Source organism: Halomonas sp. AOP12-B1-6 (genome assembly GCF_052379225.1).
In the GTDB taxonomy this organism is placed as follows: domain Bacteria; phylum Pseudomonadota; class Gammaproteobacteria; order Pseudomonadales; family Halomonadaceae; genus Vreelandella; species Vreelandella casei.
Map to the genome: position 1 here is coordinate 142,033 of NZ_JBQSYK010000001.1, position 19,683 is coordinate 161,715.

At 53.9% G+C, this 19,683-nt stretch carries 16 protein-coding genes; 10 read left to right on the forward strand and 6 right to left on the reverse strand.

Annotated elements, in window-relative coordinates:
• Positions 1 to 198: 198 nt before the first annotated feature.
• Together ACT3TR_RS00680 and ACT3TR_RS00685 are read left to right on the forward strand one after the other, a co-directional pair.
• Positions 199 to 564 (forward strand): hypothetical protein, encoded by a 366-nt coding sequence (locus tag ACT3TR_RS00680; protein ID WP_096280915.1) that lies wholly within the window; start codon positions 199 to 201, stop codon positions 562 to 564.
• A 10-nt stretch (positions 565 to 574) separates the two neighbouring features.
• A complete protein-coding gene (locus ACT3TR_RS00685) occupies positions 575 to 2,608 on the forward strand; it encodes a pyrroloquinoline quinone-dependent dehydrogenase (protein ID WP_096280918.1) in 2,034 nt (677 codons plus the stop codon).
• 100 nt (positions 2,609 to 2,708) lie between these two features.
• On the opposite strand, the gene ACT3TR_RS00690 is transcribed toward ACT3TR_RS00685, so the two are convergent.
• Positions 2,709 to 3,581: an ion transporter gene (locus ACT3TR_RS00690; protein WP_441685974.1), complete on the reverse strand. Its 873-nt coding sequence runs from the start codon at positions 3,579 to 3,581 to the stop codon at positions 2,709 to 2,711.
• Between the two features lie 173 nt (positions 3,582 to 3,754).
• Here ACT3TR_RS00690 and ACT3TR_RS00695 point away from each other — a divergent pair, with 173 nt between their 5' ends.
• Genes ACT3TR_RS00695 through ACT3TR_RS00720 form a run of 6 tightly spaced genes read left to right on the forward strand, consistent with a single transcriptional unit; the run spans position 3,755 to position 9,628 of the window.
• Entirely contained in the window at positions 3,755 to 6,595 is a 2,841-nt protein-coding gene (locus ACT3TR_RS00695) for a monovalent cation/H+ antiporter subunit A (RefSeq protein WP_444624768.1), read from the forward strand.
• Positions 6,595 to 6,927, forward strand: coding sequence for a Na+/H+ antiporter subunit C (locus ACT3TR_RS00700; RefSeq protein ID WP_096280926.1), 333 nt, complete (start codon positions 6,595 to 6,597; stop codon positions 6,925 to 6,927). Before ACT3TR_RS00695 ends, ACT3TR_RS00700 begins: the two co-directional genes overlap by 1 nt.
• On the forward strand, positions 6,924 to 8,447 hold the full coding sequence (locus tag ACT3TR_RS00705) for a monovalent cation/H+ antiporter subunit D (RefSeq protein ID WP_096280928.1): 1,524 nt from the start codon (positions 6,924 to 6,926) through the stop codon (positions 8,445 to 8,447). Before ACT3TR_RS00700 ends, ACT3TR_RS00705 begins: the two co-directional genes overlap by 4 nt.
• Complete coding sequence (locus ACT3TR_RS00710; protein WP_096280930.1) at positions 8,444 to 8,941, forward strand: Na+/H+ antiporter subunit E; 498 nt, start codon at positions 8,444 to 8,446, stop codon at positions 8,939 to 8,941. The genes ACT3TR_RS00705 and ACT3TR_RS00710 overlap by 4 nt, the downstream gene beginning before the upstream one ends.
• The gene (locus ACT3TR_RS00715; protein WP_096280932.1) at positions 8,935 to 9,204 is read left to right on the forward strand and encodes a K+/H+ antiporter subunit F; all 270 of its coding nucleotides are present in this window, start codon (positions 8,935 to 8,937) and stop codon (positions 9,202 to 9,204) included. The genes ACT3TR_RS00710 and ACT3TR_RS00715 overlap by 7 nt, the downstream gene beginning before the upstream one ends.
• A 37-nt stretch (positions 9,205 to 9,241) precedes the next feature.
• A complete protein-coding gene (locus tag ACT3TR_RS00720; RefSeq protein ID WP_444624767.1) occupies positions 9,242 to 9,628 on the forward strand; it encodes a Na+/H+ antiporter subunit G in 387 nt (128 codons plus the stop codon).
• Positions 9,629 to 9,696: 68 nt separating this feature from the next.
• Here ACT3TR_RS00720 and serB read toward each other — a convergent pair whose 3' ends face one another.
• The 4 genes from serB to pgi form a co-directional block, all read right to left on the reverse strand.
• The gene (gene serB, locus ACT3TR_RS00725; RefSeq protein WP_096280937.1) at positions 9,697 to 10,626 is read right to left on the reverse strand and encodes a phosphoserine phosphatase SerB; all 930 of its coding nucleotides are present in this window, start codon (positions 10,624 to 10,626) and stop codon (positions 9,697 to 9,699) included.
• Between the two features lie 3 nt (positions 10,627 to 10,629).
• Positions 10,630 to 12,882 (reverse strand): DNA topoisomerase IV subunit A, encoded by a 2,253-nt coding sequence (gene parC, locus ACT3TR_RS00730; RefSeq protein WP_444624766.1) that lies wholly within the window; start codon positions 12,880 to 12,882, stop codon positions 10,630 to 10,632.
• 6 nt (positions 12,883 to 12,888) lie between these two features.
• Positions 12,889 to 14,784, reverse strand: coding sequence for a DNA topoisomerase IV subunit B (gene parE / locus ACT3TR_RS00735; protein WP_441685963.1), 1,896 nt, complete (start codon positions 14,782 to 14,784; stop codon positions 12,889 to 12,891).
• 138 nt (positions 14,785 to 14,922) lie between these two features.
• Positions 14,923 to 16,605 carry a glucose-6-phosphate isomerase gene (pgi, locus tag ACT3TR_RS00740; protein WP_444624765.1) on the reverse strand — a complete coding sequence of 561 codons (1,683 nt, stop codon included), beginning with the start codon at positions 16,603 to 16,605 and terminating at the stop codon, positions 14,923 to 14,925.
• 98 nt (positions 16,606 to 16,703) lie between these two features.
• Between pgi and cmoA the strand changes: the two genes are divergently transcribed.
• Both cmoA and cmoB read left to right on the forward strand, forming a co-directional pair.
• Positions 16,704 to 17,447 (forward strand): carboxy-S-adenosyl-L-methionine synthase CmoA, encoded by a 744-nt coding sequence (gene cmoA, locus ACT3TR_RS00745; protein ID WP_444624764.1) that lies wholly within the window; start codon positions 16,704 to 16,706, stop codon positions 17,445 to 17,447.
• 1 nt (position 17,448) lies between these two features.
• Positions 17,449 to 18,456 carry a tRNA 5-methoxyuridine(34)/uridine 5-oxyacetic acid(34) synthase CmoB gene (gene cmoB, locus ACT3TR_RS00750; protein WP_444624763.1) on the forward strand — a complete coding sequence of 336 codons (1,008 nt, stop codon included), beginning with the start codon at positions 17,449 to 17,451 and terminating at the stop codon, positions 18,454 to 18,456.
• 203 nt (positions 18,457 to 18,659) lie between these two features.
• Here cmoB and ACT3TR_RS00755 read toward each other — a convergent pair whose 3' ends face one another.
• Positions 18,660 to 19,595: a LysR family transcriptional regulator gene (locus ACT3TR_RS00755; protein ID WP_444624762.1), complete on the reverse strand. Its 936-nt coding sequence runs from the start codon at positions 19,593 to 19,595 to the stop codon at positions 18,660 to 18,662.
• Positions 19,596 to 19,683: the final 88 nt, after the last annotated feature.

The window sequence follows — 19,683 nt, forward strand, 5'->3', positions numbered from 1 at the left end:
CAATACTTTATTTTCTTTCTATACTCTGTATATACCCACCCCGCCTCGTCGGGGTTTTTAACACTTCAAAAGAAACAACCAGCATCTACGGGCAAATTAGATGCGAACAAACATAGCCCTATGATAAAGTTACCAGGCTAACTTTATTCTCAATATTTAGTTCGTGTTAGGGCATTCCCACCTGGAGACCAGAACGCCATGTCGCAACCACTCAGGGCTAAAATGGGCGCTATCGTGCTATTGATAGCTTCGCTCTTCGGGCTAGCCATCGCCCTCTATGCCTACTTCACACCGCTGACCGGGGTCACCGGCACACTCGGTGTGCTAGTCGCTAGCGCGGCTTGTTTTGCACTTGCGGTGATGGCGCTGCTTCTTATGGTGGCCACCGGGCGAGGCGCCACTATCGTATTGCGACTGCTGATCCTTATTGGACTTGCCGGCACTTTCTTCGCTGGATTTCTCCTGCACCAGTGGTGGGTCGACGCTGCCATGGTGGTCGGTCTGATTGGTCTTATTATTGATATGGCTCGTCCATCATCCCATGCCCGCCCCACCCACGCCTGAGGAGCCGTCCATGCCGATTTTTTTACCTGTTATCAATACCCGCTTCAAAGCAGTTACATCTGGGTTGGGCACAGCTACCGTTATAGCCGCTTGTCTAACGCCGCTCACGCTGCTAGCACAAGATCAGCCAGGCTCGCCAGAGACTCGCTCCCAGCCACAAGGACAGCAGGCTGACGCTGACCCGATTCCACTAGTACCCGGCGAGCCGATCTGGAATAGCTTTCACGGCCAGCTCAATGCGCAAAAGTACAGTCCGCTTGAGCAGATTAATACCGACAACGTGGGTGACCTAGAGAAGGTCTGGGAAGTGCATACCGGCGATGTTTCAGATGGGCACGGCGATCTGCCGCCGACCGTCTGGTCCGCAACGCCGGTATTCGCCAACGATACGCTCTATATCGGCACGCCGTTCTACCGCATTCTGGCGCTTGACCCGGGTACTGGCGAAGAAAAGTGGAGCTTTGACACACAGTCCACTCTCGAAGCCTTGACCCAGCCCGCCTTAAAAAATCGTGGCGTCGCTTACTGGGAAGCCGATGAGCCTGATGCTGGGGAAGCCTGCCAGAAGATCGTCTATCTAGGCACCATGGATGCGCAGCTGTTCGCAGTCGATGCCGATAGCGGCCAGCCGTGTGCCAGCTTTGCCGACAATGGCGTACTGGATGTGAACCAGTGGAATAACACCAACGCTGAGTGGCCGCTTTCGCTGCTGCAGCCGCCGACCGTGGTCGGTGATCATCTAATACTCGGCTGGGCAGGCAAAGACTGGGCGTTTGAGCAGGCGCCTCCAGGCAACGTGTTCTCGATCAACGCGCGTACCGGCGAGCGTGAGTGGACGTTTGAGGTACTGCCCGAAGAAATGCGTGAGCAAAGCGGCACAGCAAACGTCTGGACGCACATGTCAGCGGACGAAGAGCTTGGATTGGTCTATCTGCCCGTCTCCTCGCCGTCACCCAACTACTGGGGCGGCAACCGTACCGAGAGCGCCCCACTAGCGACGTCGACGACGGCACTCGATATCGAAACTGGCGAGGTAGTGTGGTCGCGCCAATGGGTACATCACGACATCTGGGATTACGATATTAACTCGGCCCCCACGCTGATGGATATTACCGTGGACGGCGAAGAGATTCCGGCTCTGATCCAAGCAACCAAAATGGGCTTCCTGTTCGTCGTAAACCGTGAAACCGGCGAAGACGTTTGGCCTATTGAGGAACGCCCGGTGCCAGGCGGCGATGGCTCGGTTGAAGGCGAGGTTTACGCCCCGACTCAACCCTTCCCAACGAAGCCCGCACCACTACTAGACCAATCAGAGAAGCCTAAGGTGTGGGCACTTGCCGACGCGGTGAGCTTTGGCCAATGTTCAGCGCTGTGGGAAGATCTTTGGTATGAAGGCATGTACACCCCGCCAACCACCCAAGGCGAAGGTGCACTCACTTACCCAGACAGCTCCGGCGGCGTTCAGTGGGGAGGCGTTGCCTTTGACCCTGAGAACCAGATTGCGGTGGTCAACACGTCTCACATCGTGCAATACGTGAAACTTTACAGCCGGGAAGATTACGATAAAGCGGATAGCGGTTCAGGCAACGAGAGTGGTTTTTCACCTCAAGCTGGCGCGCCCTATGGCATGCGTCTTGAGGTAGCCCGCAACTGGCTTGGCATGCCTTGCTGGGAACCGCCTTTCGGTGAACTTGTGGCGCTGGATATGACCACCGGCGACGTCAAATGGCGTCGGCCAGTAGGCGTATCGCAACAGTATGGCTTCTTCATGCCAGAGAGCTGGGGCTCACCTACTATTGGCGGCCCTGCGATAACGGCTGGCGGCATTATCTTCATCGGCGCATCGATGGATGCCAAGGTGCGTGCCTACTCTCTGGAAACAGGTGAAGAGCTGTGGTCTGATCAAGCACAGGCGCCGTCTGTGTCCATTCCTGCCGTCTACGAATATGAAGGCCGTCAATACGTTGCCTTTATCGCCGGCGGTAACTCCATTCTCAAGGATCAGGTCGGCGATCAAATCGCGGTCTACGCACTACCTGAGTAACGCCAGTAAAACCTACGTTAAAGTAGCGTAGCCTGACGGGGTGGCCCTTTGCATTGCAATGGGCCATCCCGCTTTGCTTTCAAACGGCAAAAAAATATCATCAATGGTCAGTATGGTTACTAACTGAATCCTTCTGTGGCGAGTGCCCGTCGCGCTGAGCCAGCGCTGATTCCATTCGGTCAAGCTGTGCGCGTAAATCCCGCACATCGCTACGCAGCCCCTTCATTTGGGCAGCATCACCGTCATCATTCTCTAAATCGAGTAGCGCACTCTCCTTCTGCATCACGTCCAACACAATGCCAATCATCATGTTGAGAAAAATAAAGGCATTCAGAAAGATAAACGTTAAAAAGAAGATCCAGGCATAGGGATAAACTTCCATGGTGGGATAAAGCACGGCCGTCGCCCAGCTTTCAAAGGTCGCCACCTGGAACAGCGTTAGCATCGCCAGCGAAATATTGCCCCACAGCCCCTCATCAACGGTATGAAATAGAAAGCTGCCAATGGCGGCATAAATATAGAAAATGATAAACATCAGCAGAACGACATAGCCCATCCGCGGCACCGACTTCACCAGGGCATTGAGCAGCATCTGCAGTTCAGGAATCATCGACACCAATCGCAGCACTCTGAAAATACGCAGCAGCCGCGCCAACAGGACCATTTCAGAGTCATCCATAGGGATTAAACTGGCGGTCACAATCAGAAAATCAAAAACGTTCCAGCCCTTTTTGAAGAAGCTCAGAAGAGTGCGCTCAGCGGCCATCCTGATTAAAATTTCTATCAAAAAGAAGATAGTGACGGCGACATCTAAATACAGCAGCCACTGCTCAATCCGAGAGGTTTCTTCATAGGTTTTGGCCCCTATCACTAAGGCCGAAATAACGATAATGGCAATCACTACGGCTTCGAAAAGCTTGTTTGATCGCAGCTTTTCAAAACGGGCTTGCCAGGTATTAAAGGGTTCACTCATGGAACAAAAAATCTCTCATCGGTTGACCGGCACACTTTATACTAAAATTACACAGCTACTGCACAAGTGATATCCTCTTGTTCCACTTGATGTATCCTGCACCACCAGAACCCTCTCCAGGCGCTCAGGAGGTGTTCTTTTGACTTTTTTAACTTAGCCGCTGGATGACACCCATGACATTGCTTTGGATAGCCTTGTTGCCTTTGCTAGGCGTACTGGTGCCGCTACTCACCGCACGATTTGGTCGCAGTGTCTGTTCACTGACAACCGCCGTGCTACCAGCGACCGCGCTAGCAATGATGCTACTCAACGTGCCGGCGCTACAAGATGGCGAGCAGCTGCGTTTTTCAGTCACCTGGATGCCGGAACTAGCGCTAAACTTAGCGTTTCGGCTGGACGGGTTATCGCTGCTTTTTAACCTGCTGATACTGGGCATTGGGCTACTGATTATACTTTATGCCCATTACTATCTCGCAAAAGATGAGCCGTTTGGCCGATTTTACGCCTCCTTGATGCTATTTATGGCATCAATGGTGGGCATTTCAATGTCGGACAATTTGATTCTGCTCTGGTTTTTCTGGGAGTTAACCAGCCTCTCGTCATTCTTACTTATTGGTTATTGGTCACATCAATCAGATGCTCGTAAGGGCGCCCGAATGGCGCTAACGATCACTGGGGCCGGTGGGCTTGCCCTGTTAGCGGGCTTGCTACTGCTTGGCAACATGGCGGGCAGTTTCAGCATGGGCGACGTATTAGCAAGCGGCGACGCAATTCTTGCCGACCCGCGCTACCCACTGATGCTGTGCTTAGTATTACTCGGCGCGTTTACCAAATCAGCGCAGTTTCCTTTTCATTTTTGGCTGCCCCACGCAATGGCCGCTCCCACGCCGGTGTCGGCCTACCTACACTCTGCCACCATGGTTAAAGCGGGCATTTTCCTGATGGCGCGACTGCATCCTGCGATTGCCGGCAGCGAGCTATGGAGCGTGGTTGTCTCGCTGGTCGGCATTATAACGATGCTGTATGGCGCGTGGTTTGCACTGATCAAGAGCGACCTGAAAGGCATATTAGCGTTTTCCACGGTTAGCCATCTCGGCTTGATTACCGTGCTACTGGGCATTGGCAGCCCAATGGCAATTTTGGCGGCCCTTTTTCATATTCTCAATCACGCCACTTTCAAAGCCGCGCTATTTATGAGTGCGGGCATCATTGATCACGAAGCCGGTTCCCGCGAACTTAAGCAGTTGGGTGGCCTGAGAAAAGCGATGCCTGTCACGGCGCTGCTAACCACGTTGGCGGCAGCGTCCATGGCGGGTGTCCCACTGTTAAACGGTTTCTTATCTAAAGAAATGTTCTTTACCGAGACGCTGGCAACCCCCGTGTTCGGCGGAATAAGCTGGCTATTGCCCGCGCTAGCAACGATCGGCGGCGTTCTGTCGGTAGCCTACTCGCTGCGCTTGGTCCACGCAGTCTTCTTCAAGCCCGCTCGCGAAGCACCGCCTAAGACGCCTCACGAGCCGCCTCGCCTGATGCGCCTGCCGATGGAAATACTGGTTGCCTTGTGCGTGGTGGTCGGGTTATTTCCCGCAGTGATGGCCACCAACATCTTAGAACTTGCTAGCCTGGCCGTGATTGGTAGCCCTCTGGATATCCACCTGGCGATCTGGCATGGCGTCAACCTGCCGCTGATGATGAGTGTGCTCGCTTTTGTAGCCGGCATTGCGCTTTATTGGCGCTACGGCAACGTTCAACGTTTTACTCAGCAGTTTGTGGGCGTGGATGCTCGCCGCATATTTGAACGTATTCTTATTGCCATTAGCTTTCGCGCCGAACAGCTTATTACTACGCTCGACGGTAATTCCTTACAGCGCTATGTAGGCTGGCTATGGTTAGCGGCGCTATTAATGGGCGGCATAGGCCTCGTTCAAATACCCGATTTAACCGGCGCGGCGGGCAATCAACCCTTAGACGGCGTGCTGATTTTAGGCGCGGGAATGCTGATGTTCGGTGGCATAGCGACCGCTGCCACTCACCGCTATCGGCTTATTTCGCTGCTAATGCTATCGGTGGTGGGCCTGTTTGTTGCTCTCACCTTTGCCCGTTTCTCAGCGCCCGACCTTGCCCTGACACAGCTTTCGGTCGAAGTTGTGACCATGATTCTGCTGATGCTGGCGCTATTTTTCTTACCGCAGAAAACCCCTAGAGAATCCAGCCCGCTGCGTAATATTCGCGATATGTTGCTGGCGGGGTCGCTAGGGTTAGTCGTTGCTAGCCTTAACTATGCGGTCATGACCCATGATACCCAGTCAATTTCTAGCTTCTTTTTAGAAAACAGTAAGCCTGGCGGCGGTGGCTATAACGTAGTCAACGTTATATTGGTCGACTTCCGTGGCTTCGATACCCTGGGTGAAATTACCGTGCTGGCCATCGCGGGCTTAGCGATATTTAAGCTATTGAATCGACTGCGTCTGTTTATGCCGCACAGCGACGGCGAAGGCCGTGTATGGTCTCCTGACCGTTACCCTGCGGTGCTTACCTCCATTTCAATGACGCTGCTTCCGTTGGCGCTGCTGGTCTCTGCGTTTATTTTCTTGCGCGGCCACAACCAGCCAGGCGGCGGGTTTATTGCCGGCTTAATTACCGCCGTGGCGCTTATTCTGCTGTATATGGCGCGTGGCGTGGCGTGGGCACAAGAACGTTTGGATTTCCCATTCCAACCAGTGGCGGTTATCGGGGTGGCCGTGGCTACGCTCACCGGACTAGGTAGCTGGCTGTTTGGGCATCCGTTCTTAACCTCCGCTTTCGGCTATTTTAGTCTTCCACTGATCGGCACGTTTGAGCTGGCCACCGCACTGCTGTTTGATCTGGGCGTGTACTTGGCCGTCGTCGGGGCCACGCTGATGATTCTTGCCAACCTTGGTAAAGTCACCACCGCGCACCGCCCGGTGACCGAAGCGACGGAAAAAGATATCGACGCCCCCCCAGCCTCTTCAGCTACTCAGGAGCCCCGTTAATGGAATTGCTTTACGCGATGACCACCGGTGTATTGACCGCTTCTGGTCTCTATCTCACGTTAAGAGGCCGTACCTTTCCCGTCGTGGTGGGCCTTACGCTGCTCTCTTACGCGGTAAACCTGTTTCTGTTTTCGATGGGCGGACTGACCACTGACGGCGCCGCGATTGTGTCCGAGGGCGGAAACGTTGCCGATCCTCTTCCTCAAGCGCTGGTGCTTACCGCCATCGTTATCGGCTTTGCAATGACGGCTTTTGTGGTGATCCTGGCAATGCGGGCACGCAGCGAAGTGGGCAACGACCACGTCGACGGCAATAAGGAAGACCGAGAATGATGCAGCACCTGATTGTTTTTCCTGTTGTCCTGCCACTGATTGCGGGCATCTTAATGCTCTATCAGCGCCAAGGATTAGTGCGCTATAAGCGCACGGTTAGCGTGGCGGCTACGCTGCTGTTACTACTGGTGGCAATAGGCTTAGTACGCCAAGCCGCCAGCGGCGACGTGACTTACTACGCGCTGGGCGATTGGCAGGCACCCTTTGGTATCGTGCTGGTGCTGGATCGCCTCTCTGCGTTAATGGTGCTGTTAACCGCCACCCTAGCAGTGGGTGCCGTGGTGTTTGCCTGCGCGGGTGACGACGAAAAAGGCAGCAATTTCCATGGTCTTTTTCAATGGCAGCTGCTGGGGATAAACGGCGCCTTTTTAACCGGCGACCTATTCAATCTTTTCGTCTTTTTCGAAGTACTGCTGCTGGCGTCTTACGCGCTGCTGCTGCACGGCGGTGGCAAAGCGCGCATTCAAGCCAGCGTGCACTATGTGGTGCTCAACCTAGCGGGTTCTTCGCTGTTTTTAATCGCAGTGGGCATACTCTATGGCGCAACGGGCACCCTCAATATGGCCGATATGGCGATTCGGGTGGCTGACCTGCCGGTTGAGCGCGAAGGCTTAGTCACCGCTGGCGCACTAATGCTACTGGTCGTTTTTGCTTTAAAATCCGCTATGCTGCCGCTGTATTTTTGGCTGCCCAAAGCCTATGCGTCAGCGCCGGCACCGGTCGCCGCCCTTTTCGCCATTATGACGAAGGTGGGTGTTTACGCCATCCTACGTGTCTATTCGTTAATTTTTGGTGATAGTGCGGGCGATTTGGAAGCACTGGAGCAGCCCTGGGTTTGGTGGCTGTCGCTGGCCACTATTGCAGCCGCAGGCGCTGGCGTAATGGCCGCACGCGACTTACGCCTATTGGTTGCGTATTTAGTGCTGGTATCAGTAGGTACGCTGCTGGCCGGCATCGGCATAGGCACGCCTCAAGCGATCTCGGCACTCTTGTACTACTTGATACATACGACGCTGATTACCGGCGGACTGTTTCTGTTAGCAGAAATGATCGGCCTGCAGCGTGGCAAAGCCGGTACCCGACTAGTTAAGGGCCGCCCCATGGTGCAAGGTACCGCGCTAGGGATTCTTTTTTTTGCAGGCGCGATCGCCGTAGCGGGCATGCCGCCACTGTCAGGCGCCATTGGCAAAGCTCTGATGCTCAATTCAGCAGAAGGCACTCAGCGGCTATGGCTATGGCCGCTGTTACTGGTCGCGGGGCTGTGTTCCATGGTCGCCCTGGCGCGCGCGGGGTCTACGTTGTTTTGGCGCAGCTACCGCGGCAACATTAGCGGCAGTCCGCTACCGTATCGCCAGTGGTTTGGCGTTATCTGGCTACTTAGCGCGGCTCCCCTGTTAGTGGCATTGGCTGGGCCAGTGAGTAGCTATACACAGGCCACGGCTGAGCAACTCGCTAATCCGCAGGTGCTTATCCGCACGCTACTGCCTGATCAAGCTACTGATGCAGGAGAAGCACAATGATTGCTCCACGCGCCTGGCTGCCCACGCCTGTTTTATCCCTATTACTATTGGTAGTTTGGCTGCTGTTAGTGCGCAGCTACGCCATTGGTCAGTTTGTGTTAGGCGGCTCCTTAGCCATTTTGATTCCCCTGCTGACCCACCGCTTTTGGGATGCACGCCCAAGGATCGCCAAGCCTTTCGCTCTACTGCGCTTTTTCTTTCGAGTGCTCGGCGATATCGTCATCGCCAACTTTGAAGTGGCTTACTTAATTACCAATCCTTGGCGCAAGCTTCGCCCCCACTTTATTGAATACCCGCTGATACTTGAAGAACGATTCACCATCACCCTACTGGCCAGCACTATTAGCCTGACGCCGGGCACCGTCTCGGCTAACTTACGCCTGGACGGTAAATCACTGCTGATTCACGCCTTAGACGTGGATGATGAAGAGGTGCTGATCGAGCAAATACGCGAGCGCTATGAACGCCCCCTTAAGGAGATTTACGAATGTTAAGTATTGCACTCTACATCACCTTAACCCTGGTCGTGATGGCACTACTGCTGAACCTTTATCGGCTCACCATCGGTCCTAGCCTGCCTGATCGGGTATTAGCGCTGGATACCATGTACGTAAACTCAATTGCGCTCATTGTGCTCTTGGGGCTATGGCTTAACAGCAAAACGTATTTCGAGTCAGCGCTATTGATCGCCATGCTAGGGTTCATCAGTACTGTGGCAGTGTGTAAATATATTTTGCGCGGAGATATTATCGAATGACGCACATAATGGACGCCGACAACAGGGAGCAGTGGCTATGTCGATAATAGTGGAAGGGATTATTTCACTGCTGTTGATCGCGGGTGGTGTGTTTGTGTTTATCGGCTCGCTGGGCATGGCTCACCTACACGATTTTTATATGCGCCTGCACGGCCCTACCAAAGCCACCACGCTAGGTATCGGCTGCATGCTGATTGCTTCGATGCTGCATTTCTGGAGCGTGGACGGTAAGCCGGATATTCAAGAGATGCTCATTACGCTATTTTTGTTTATCACTGCCCCCGTGAGCGCCCACCTGCTGGCTAAATCCGGCCTGCACATGCGCTTAAAACATACCGATAAAACCCAGGGCAAACCGTTGGAACTGAAGACCGAAGAAGTCGGCGAAAAACCGGTGCCACATCCCGACAAGGGCCATGGTTAAAAGCAATCCCATAGCGTCTCGCACCAACGACATAAGGCGGTGCTGAAAAGCACCGTCTTATATGCATTTTAAGGCGTTAAATCCTGCTGACGATAGCCCATCACGTACAGCAACGCATCAATGCCTAGCGTTGAGATTGCCTGACGTGCCTGGGCACGCACCACGGGTTTGGCATGAAACGCGACGCCCAAGCCAGCACTAGCGAGCATTTTTAGATCGTTCGCACCATCGCCCACCGCAATGGTTTGATTCAAGGTAAAGCCTTCACGCTCCGCAATGGCGGCTAATAGCTCCGCTTTGCGCTCGGCATCGACAATAGGCTCGCGAACGTCACCGGTCACCTTACCTTTCTCAATCACCAGTTCGTTAGCATGGATTTCGTCGAAGCCTAACGTCTCCTGCAAGTAGCGAGCAAAGTAGGTAAAGCCGCCGGAAAGAATCGCCGTGCGGTAACCCAAGCGCTTTAGGTTGGCCATCAAACGTACAACGCCATCCATCAGCGGCAGTTCTTTAGCGATATCCGCCAGCACCGACTCATCCAAACCGGCTAGCTTACTCATGCGCTCGCGAAAGCTCTGCTGAAAATCTAGCTCACCACGCATGGCGCGCTCGGTAATCGCAGCGACTTCGTCTCCTACCCCGTGACGACGCGCAAGCTCGTCAATCACTTCGGCTTTGATAAGCGTGGAGTCCATGTCAAAGCAGATCAAGCGTGGTTGAACCTGGCCACGCAGATCATCCTGGATAACGACATCCACGCCTAGAGTCTCACCCAGTGCTAATGCCGCTTTACGTACCGCCTCAATATCAACGCTGTCACCGACCAGGCGGTACTCGATGCAATCAATTATGTCGCTCTGTAGCAGTGAGGCATCGGCAAGCCGCTGGGTACTTTTCTGCTCAAGGCCAAATTGTGCCACTAAGGCGTCTACCTGCGCTTGAATATCCACAGTCAAACGCGACCCTAAGGCGGTTAGAATAAAATTACCGCGTGCCATTACTTATTCCCCTGCCTCTAAACGATCTACTTTTTGGAAACCGCGCGGTAGTTTACTGCCACGCCGTCCGCGCTCACCGCGGTAATAGGCCAAGTCATCGGCTTTAAGCGTCAGTTTGCGCTTACCGGCATGCAGCATCAGTGCATCTCTGGCAGCTAATACCACAATCCCACATACAAACTCTTCCCGGCGTGCCGCTCTAGGGCCAGGTATATCGAGCATTTTATTGCCTTTGCCTTTGGACATCTCGGGCAATTGAGCCAAGGGGAAGAGCAGTAAACGTCCTTCATTTGATACCGAAGCAACCCACAGCTCCTCACCTTCCGGCACCTCAATCGGCGCCATCACGTTACAGCCCTTGGGCAGGCTCAGTACCGCTTTACCGGCTTTGTTTTTACCGGTGAGCGTATCGAGCCTAGCGACAAAACCATAGCCGCCGTCAGTGGCCAGCACGAAACGCCGCTCGGGCGGTGCAAACATCAACCCCGCCATTTTCGCCCCAGCCGCCACATTGGCGCGCCCAGTCACCGGCTCACCCTGGCCCCGAGCACTGGGAAGATTATGCGCTGACAGCGTATAGGCACGGCCGGTATCATCCAGCAAGACCAGCGGTTGATTGGTTTTGCCCCGCGCCGCAAGCTGGAAACTATCACCCGCTTTATAGGAAAGCCCCTCGGGATCGATATCATGCCCTTTGGCTGCTCGAATCCAGCCTTTGTCTGATAACACCACGGTAATGGGATCAGCGCCCAGCAGCTCTACTTCCGAAAGCGCCCTGGATTCTTCACGCTCAACGAGCGGTGAGCGGCGCGCATCGCCGTGCTCTTTACCGGCGGCGCGAATTTCTTTTTCAATTAGCGTGGTGAGCTTAGCTTCGCTGCCCAGCAAACCCTGCAAGTACTTACGCTCTTTTTCCAGCTCATCCTGCTCGCCACGAATTTTCATCTCTTCGAGCTTGGCCAGATGACGCAGGCGCAGCTCTAAAATGGCTTCTGCTTGTCGATCAGAAAGACTAAACGTGGAAATTAGCGAAGCCTTGGGATCATCCTCCTCACGAATGATGCGGATTACTTCATCGAGATCCAGATAGGCAGTCAGCAGGCCTTCCAAGATGTGCAGGCGGTCTTCGACTTTACCTAATCGATGCTCTAAACGCCGACGTACGGTGCTGCGACGAAACTGCAGCCATTCGCCGAGCATTTCAGGCAGCGGCATCACCCGTGGCCGACCATCCAGGCCGATCACGTTCATATTCACGCGTACATTCTTTTCTAAATCGGTCGTGGCGAACAGGTGCGCCATCAGCGACTCAACGTCAATGCGGCTGGAGCGCGGTTCAATCACCAAGCGCGTTGGCTCTTCATGGGTCGATTCATCGCGCAGGTCGGCCACCATGGGCAGCTTTTTAGCCTGCATTTGAGCGGCAATCTGCTCAAGCACCTTGGCGCCACTAACCTGATAAGGCACCGAGGTAATAACGATATTGGCTTCTTCACGAATATAGCGCGCGCGCAGTTTCACCGAGCCACGGCCTGATTCATAGAGCTTACGCAGGTCCGCAGGCGGGGTGATAATTTCCGCGTCAGTAGGAAAGTCAGGCGCGGGCACGAATGCCATTAAATCAGCGGTGGTCGCCTTTGGATTACGCAGCAGATGACAGGTCGCCTCGACAATTTCAGCTACGTTATGCGGCGGAATATCGGTGGCCATACCCACCGCAATGCCCGTACCGCCGTTTAGCAATACGTGCGGCAATTTGGCGGGCAGGACCAGCGGCTCCTGCATGGTGCCATCAAAGTTGGGCGCCCAATCAACGGTGCCTTGGCCTAGCTCGCCTAACAGCACTTCGGCAAACTTGGAAAGCTTCGCTTCGGTGTAACGCATGGCGGCAAACGACTTAGGGTCATCGGGGCTGCCCCAGTTGCCTTGACCATCTACCAGCGGATAGCGATAGCTAAACGACTGTGCCATGAGCACCATGGCTTCATAGCAAGCGCTGTCGCCATGAGGGTGAAACTTACCCAGCACGTCGCCGACGGTACGCGCCGACTTTTTATACTTAGCACTAGCGTGCAGCGCCAGCTCGCGCATGGCGTAAATAATGCGCCGCTGCACGGGTTTCATGCCGTCGCCCACATTGGGCAACGCACGGTCGAGAATCACGTACATCGAATAATCGAGGTAGGCTTTTTCGGTATAGTCGCGCAGGGACAAACGTTCGACGTCGCCCTCTGCTACTTGAATATCCATGGTCATCGGGGGTTATACCTCAATGTCTGCGAGGTTGCCGTAATCTTCCAGCCACTTTTTGCGGTCACCGGCACGCTTTTTGGCCAGCAGCATATCCATAATTTCCATGGTGCCGTCACCTTCGGTCAACGTGAGCTGAACCAGTCGACGGGTTTCCACCGCCATCGTCGTTTCACGTAGCTGTAACGGGTTCATTTCACCCAGGCCTTTAAAACGCTGCACGTTAGGCGTACCGCGCTTACTGGCCAGCTGTTTAAGAATCGCGGCTTTTTCGCTTTCATCTAGCGCGTAATGCACTTCTTTACCTAGATCGATGCGGTAAAGCGGCGGCATCGCGACATAAACGTGCCCGGCGTCTACCAGGCTTGGGAAATGACGAACAAAAAGCGCACACAGCAGCGTGGCAATGTGCAGGCCGTCGGAGTCGGCATCGGCGAGAATACAAATTTTGTGGTAGCGAAGTTTATCCAGGCCGTCGCTGCCGGGGTCAGCACCAATGGCGACCGCAATATCGTGGACTTCCTGAGAGCTGTAGATGTCATGAGTCTCGACTTCCCAGGTATTCAGAATTTTACCGCGCAGCGGCAGGATTGCCTGAGTTTCACGGTTGCGCGCCTGTTTGGCACTACCGCCGGCAGAGTCGCCTTCCACTAAAAACAGCTCGCTTTGCGCGGGGTCTTGCCCGGAACAGTCGGCCAGCTTACCGGGCAGTGCGGGGCCGGACGTGACCTTTTTACGCAGCACTTTTTTGGCTTTTTTCTGGCGATTTTGCGCTGCGCTAATCACCATTTCGGCAATCGCTTCGGCTTGATCGACGTGGTGGTTTAGCCACAGTGAGAAAGCGTCTTTGACAACGCCCGACACAAAGCCTGCAATGGTTCGCGAAGACAGCCGCTCTTTGGTTTGTCCGGCAAACTGCGGGTCGAGCATTTTCACCGAGAGCACAAACGAGGTGCGTTCCCACAAATCATCAGCGGTAAGTTTGATGCCACGAGGCAGCAGGCTGCGGTATTCGCAAAACTCGCGCAGCGCGTCCAGCAGGCCGGAACGAAACCCGTTTACGTGGGTGCCGCCTTGGGGCGTGGGTATCAAGTTCACGTAGCTTTCCAACAGCGCCTCCCCGCCTTCGGGTAGCCACTGAATTGCCCAGTCAACGCCGTGCTCATCATCATTGAAGTGGCCAACAAAAGGCTCGCGGGGCAGCACTTCATAACCGTCCGTTGCTTCTACCAAATAATCACGCAGGCCGTCAGCAAACTCCCACTCGGAGGACGTGCCATCCGGCTCTACTAGCGTAACTTTTAGCCCTGGGCAAAGCACCGCTTTGGCACGCAGCAAATGTTTCAGCCGCGTTAGGGCTAATTTGGGGCTATCGAAATAGCTTTCATCTGGCCAGAAACGCACCAGAGTGCCGCTCGCCCTCTTTGGCGCTTTGCCAATTTCATGCAGCTCTTCGACCTTCTCACCAAACTCAAAGGCCATGGCGTGGCGCGCGCCATTACGGGTCACTTCTACGTCTAATCGACGAGAGAGCGCGTTAACCACCGACACCCCAACGCCGTGCAGGCCACCCGAGAAGCGATAGCTTGTGGAGGAAAACTTACCCCCTGAGTGAAGCTTGGTAAATATCAGTTCAACGCCCGATACGCCGTGTTCTGGATGCAGGTCGATAGGCATACCTCGGCCGTTATCCTGCACTTCAATCCCGCCATCGCTTTGCAGCACAACGTTGATGATTGAGGCGTGACCTGCCAGCGCTTCGTCGACGCTATTATCAATGACTTCCTGAACAAGATGGTTGGGGCGTGAGGTGTCGGTATACATACCGGGACGCTTACGTACCGGTTCGAGCCCGGACAGGACTTCGATGGAACTCGCACCGTACTGAGAGGCATCAAACTGGGTCATGTAACGTCGATTCCTGAAAAAAGTGCTGGCAGCTGGCAAAGAAACACAGGATAGCTGAAAAGCAAAAAGCTGTATATCTAGCCATGCTTATTGGCAAAGCGTCAGAGTAGCCCTGCCGCACGGTGGCAGGGCCATTACTTATTCTTGCTCAGCGGCCCAAAACGCCTCAATCAGGCCGCGGCTAGAAGCATCCATGAGTGAAATATCACCTTGATGATCAATAATTTTTTGCGTATCCGTGGCAATTTTCTTACCTAATTCTACGCCCCACTGGTCAAAGGGGTTGATATCCCAAATCACCGCTTGAACAAATACTTTGTGCTCGTAGAGCGCGATGAGCGCCCCCAGCGTGAATGGTGTTAGCTGGTCAAGCAGCACCGTAGTCGAAGGCTGGTTGCCACGATAGCGTTTGTGCTCCGGACGTGGCCCGTCGTCTTCTAAAGCGTCATCACCCAGCATCAGCACACGCGACTGAGCAAAGCAGTTAGCCAGCGATAAACGGTGCTGGGTTTTAAGGTCACGACGGGTATCCGGGTCTTCTACTTCATCATAGCGCTTAAGCGGCGCAATGAAGTCGCATACGACGGGCTGAGTGCCCTGATGTAGCAATTGATAAAACGCATGCTGAGCATTAGGACCTAGCTGACCCCAGAGCACTGGGCAGGTGGAGTAGTTAACTGGCTGGCCTTGGCGGGTCACCGACTTACCGTTGGATTCCATTTCTAACTGTTCGAGATAGGCCGCGAAATATTCCAGCCGCCCGTCGTAGGGCAAAATAGAGTGCGCGCGAATGTCCAGAAAATTGACATTCCAGATGCCGGCCAGCCCAAGCAGTATGGGCAAGTTATCTTCCATAGGCGCTTCGGCAAAATGCCGATCCATGGCATGGGCACCGGCTAGGAGTTCGCGAAAATTATCCATCCCCACTACGAGTGCAATCGGCAGTCCAATGGTGCCCCACAGCGAATAGCGGCCGCCGACCCACTCCCAGAAGGTTAGCTGATGGTCTGGCGTAATGCCCCATTCGGTCATTTTATCCGGGCTCGCCGAAACGCCAATAAAGTGTTGGCGCACAACCATCTCAGCACTAATAGGCGTCGAACCATGCTGCGTTAACCGACCCAAGAGCCACTCACGGGCAGTATTGGCGTTAGACAGTGTGTCGATCGTCGTAAACGACTTAGAGGACAAAACAAAAATGGTCGTTTCAGGATTTAAGCGGCTTAAGCAGTCGGCAAGCTGCGAGCCATCCATCGTGGAAGCAAAGTGCACTTCTACGGGATGAATACCTTTGGGGCGAAAGTCAGCCAGAGCGTGGGTTACCATCAATGGGCCTAAGTCAGAGCCGCCCACACCTAGATTGACGACATCGCGAATCGGCTTGCCGGTCGCGCCACGCCACTGCCCGGCGTGCAAACGGCTGACCAGGCTTTCCATTTGGGCAAGGCTTTCCTGCACCGCGGCAACGATATCATCCCCTTCTACGTCCAGCGTTGCATCGGCGGGCAAGCGCAACGCCGTATGCAAAGCGGGCCGATTTTCACTGACGTTCACACGCTTGCCGCTAAGCAATGCCTCTATCGCCGAAGGCACGCCCGCTTCAGTGGCCAGCGTAAAGAGATGCTCTAGGGTATCGTCATCCCAACGCTGCTTGGAAAGATCCAGCGTTAAGCCCGCCACTTGGCGAGTGAAGCTTTCCCACCGCGAAGGCTCGGTGCCAAACAGCGTTTTCAAGTGAACGTTCTGCAGCGCTTGCGCATGATGCTTCAACGTCTGCCAAGCGGGTAACGTATCGGGAGTAGCGCTTGATGCTGAGGCCATGTGATATCTCCAGTGGCGTCGATCCATGCAGCAGGGTCTGTTATAGACATATCAGGGCGGGTAAACTATGACGCCCCATCCATGATCCCGGCTTGCCCATGAGTGATGCATCTTACCGTGACGCTATCTTTTCGACACCCCTTGACCGAGTAGCGCGGTTTTCATTCGATGAAAAGGTGGTCGCGTGCTTTCCTGACATGATTCGTCGATCGGTGCCTGGCTACGGGCAAATTCTGGGCATGCTGAGTCTGATTGCCCAGCGCCATTTGCGCCATGGCGCCCACGTTTATGACTTAGGCTGCTCACTTGGCGCTTCAGGGCTTGCCCTGGCAGGCACGCTGGAACCAGACGCTTTTCGCTATACCGGGGTCGATCTTTCACCCGCCATGGTAAGCCAGGCACGCCAAACCTTCCTTGCAGAGTGCTCTGATCACGCCATGCAGGTGGAAGAGGCCGATATTCGCACGCTTGAGTATGCGCCATCTGGGTTGATCATTCTCAACTTTACGCTGCAGTTTCTTCCTGCGGCTGATCGCGATGCCCTGTTGGCTAAACTGTACGCAGCGCTTGAGCCCGGCGGCGTGCTAATTCTTTCAGAAAAAACCGTGGACGCAGACGAACGCGACAACGCCTGGCGCGTTGAACGCTACCACGACTTTAAACGTGCCAACGGTTACAGCGACTTAGAAATCAGCCAGAAGCGCACCGCGCTTGAGAACGTGCTGGTACCCGATACGCTGGATGCGCTTCACGGGCGTTTAGCAAACGCAGGATTTCCCCGCTCGGTAACGTGGTTTCAGTACCTGAACTTTGCCTCGCTGATCGCGTTTAAGGAGGGCTGAGGTGGATTTACCCGAGCATCATCGCGCCCTTTACCAAGCTTTTTTGGATCAAGCGGTCATAGACCCGTCGCTCACCGCCTGGCTCGCCAAACTGCCCGAGCAGCTTGCCCAGGGGCTTGACCGCAACCGCCACGGCGATCTTCCCGCCTGGGAGAAGGCCGTTGCCAAACTGCCCGCGCTGCCTCGCGAGCGTAACGTTGATCTCAACAGCGATACCGTCAGCGTTGAGCTCGCACTCAATGATAGCCAACAGCGCCAATGCTTTAATCTACTTAAAAAGCTCGCGCCATGGCGCAAAGGCCCTTTTCAGCTGGGCGGGATTCATATTGATACAGAGTGGCGTTCAGACTGGAAGTGGCAAAGAGTCTTACCGCATTTGGCGCCGCTAAAGTATCGCAAGGTGCTGGATGTCGGAGGGGGTAGCGGTTATCACGCGTGGCGGATGGCCGGTGCCGGCGCAGCGTTCGTACTCGTTATCGATCCATCGCCGCGTTTTTATTGGCAGTTTCAGGCGGTTCGCCACTTTGTAGGCGATGCCGACAGCGGGAGAACGCAGTTTTTACCCGTCGGCATAGAAGATGTGCCCGAGAACCTAGGCTTTTTCGACACGGTATTCTCTATGGGCGTGCTCTATCACCGCCCCGCCCCGCTTGAACATCTTCAGCAGCTTAAAGCAGCCTTGGCGCCTGGCGGCGAACTGGTGCTGGAAACACTGATCGTGGAAGGCGATGAGCAAACGGTGTTTGTTCCCGGCGAGCGTTACGCTGCGATGCCCAACGTCTACTTTCTACCTTCATCAAAAGCGCTTTGCCACTGGCTGGAGCGCTGCGGCTTCACCAACGTGCGAGTGGTCGATGAAGCCGTCACCACGCTCGAAGAGCAGCGTTCAACCGAATGGATGACCTATCAGTCGCTGGCTGATTTTCTTGACCCTGACGACCGCACCCGAACCATAGAAGGCTACCCCGCGCCGCGCCGGGCAGTCATTTTGGCCAATAAGCCTTTCTAGGCATACCATTGTCGATAAGCTATTTTCAATCAATCGCGCTATTAGACAGGGCTGGATGATGGCACGTTTTTTAATCGTCTGTTCTATGTAGTTAATGACCACATTTTCACCGATGATAGGGCTCATTATTGCACTCAAACGTGGTCCCCAAACATAGCAAGAGCAAATTACTCGACAATTTATTCAACTCATCGTACTTCATATTAAGGTGAGCTATTCAGCACATTTTTTAATGCACTTACCTCAACCCCCTCATCATCATGAAAATAATTACAAACCAACTCAATATACTGTTTAGCAAAAAAGGATAGCGAGGTATTCTTATTATAGATTAGCGATGCCTGAACGCTAATATCAAACGCTGTGGGCAAGGACACCAACCCCTTGTAATATCCCTCTGAAATGAGTGAATCATCAAGAATACCTATACCAACACCATTACTGATCAACTCATAGGCTTGTATCGTACCTGCTTCAATTTGTGGTGTTAAAGTAATCCCTTGCGCTTGAAATGTACGCTCTACTGCTTGGCGCAAATAAGTACCACTCCGGTTAAGTATTAGCTTTTCAGTAAGGATATCATCAATATCTAACATTAATTTTGACGCCAAGGGGCTGCCTTCACGTACGATGCAACGATACTGTATTTTTTTCAGCGGCAACGCTTCAAGCACTTCACTCTCTTTAGTGCCATAAATAAACCCAACATCAAATGAGCCTACTTCCACATTACTAATAACTTGGGAAGACTGCCCTGCGTGAATTGATATACGAGCACGGGGGTGCAATTCAGTGAATATTTTAATCGTTGGTGCAACAAAACGCTTGGACATTGAGTGAATCGACTGAACCGCTAAAAAGGCGTCGCCACCCTGGACGATATTATCAATTTTGGCCTGCATGTGTGCAAAGTGGTCAAATATTCTCTCTACCTCTGGCAGCAACTGAACAGCTTCTGGCGTCGGAGATAGACCGAAATTTAACCTGTTAAAAAGCGGTACGCCGATAATGTCTTCCAAGCGTTTAATAATCCCGCTGGCTGTTGGCTGAGATACATTTAATTCAATGGCTGTTTTACTGACAGACCCCGTATGCATCACTGAACGAAATACTTCAAGACTGCGAATACTGGCTTTCATATTTCCTCCTTCTCTTTCGGCCGATCCTCATTAGAGCCGACCGCACCATACCCACAGCATCCTCACTTAAACCTTAAGACCTCTCGGA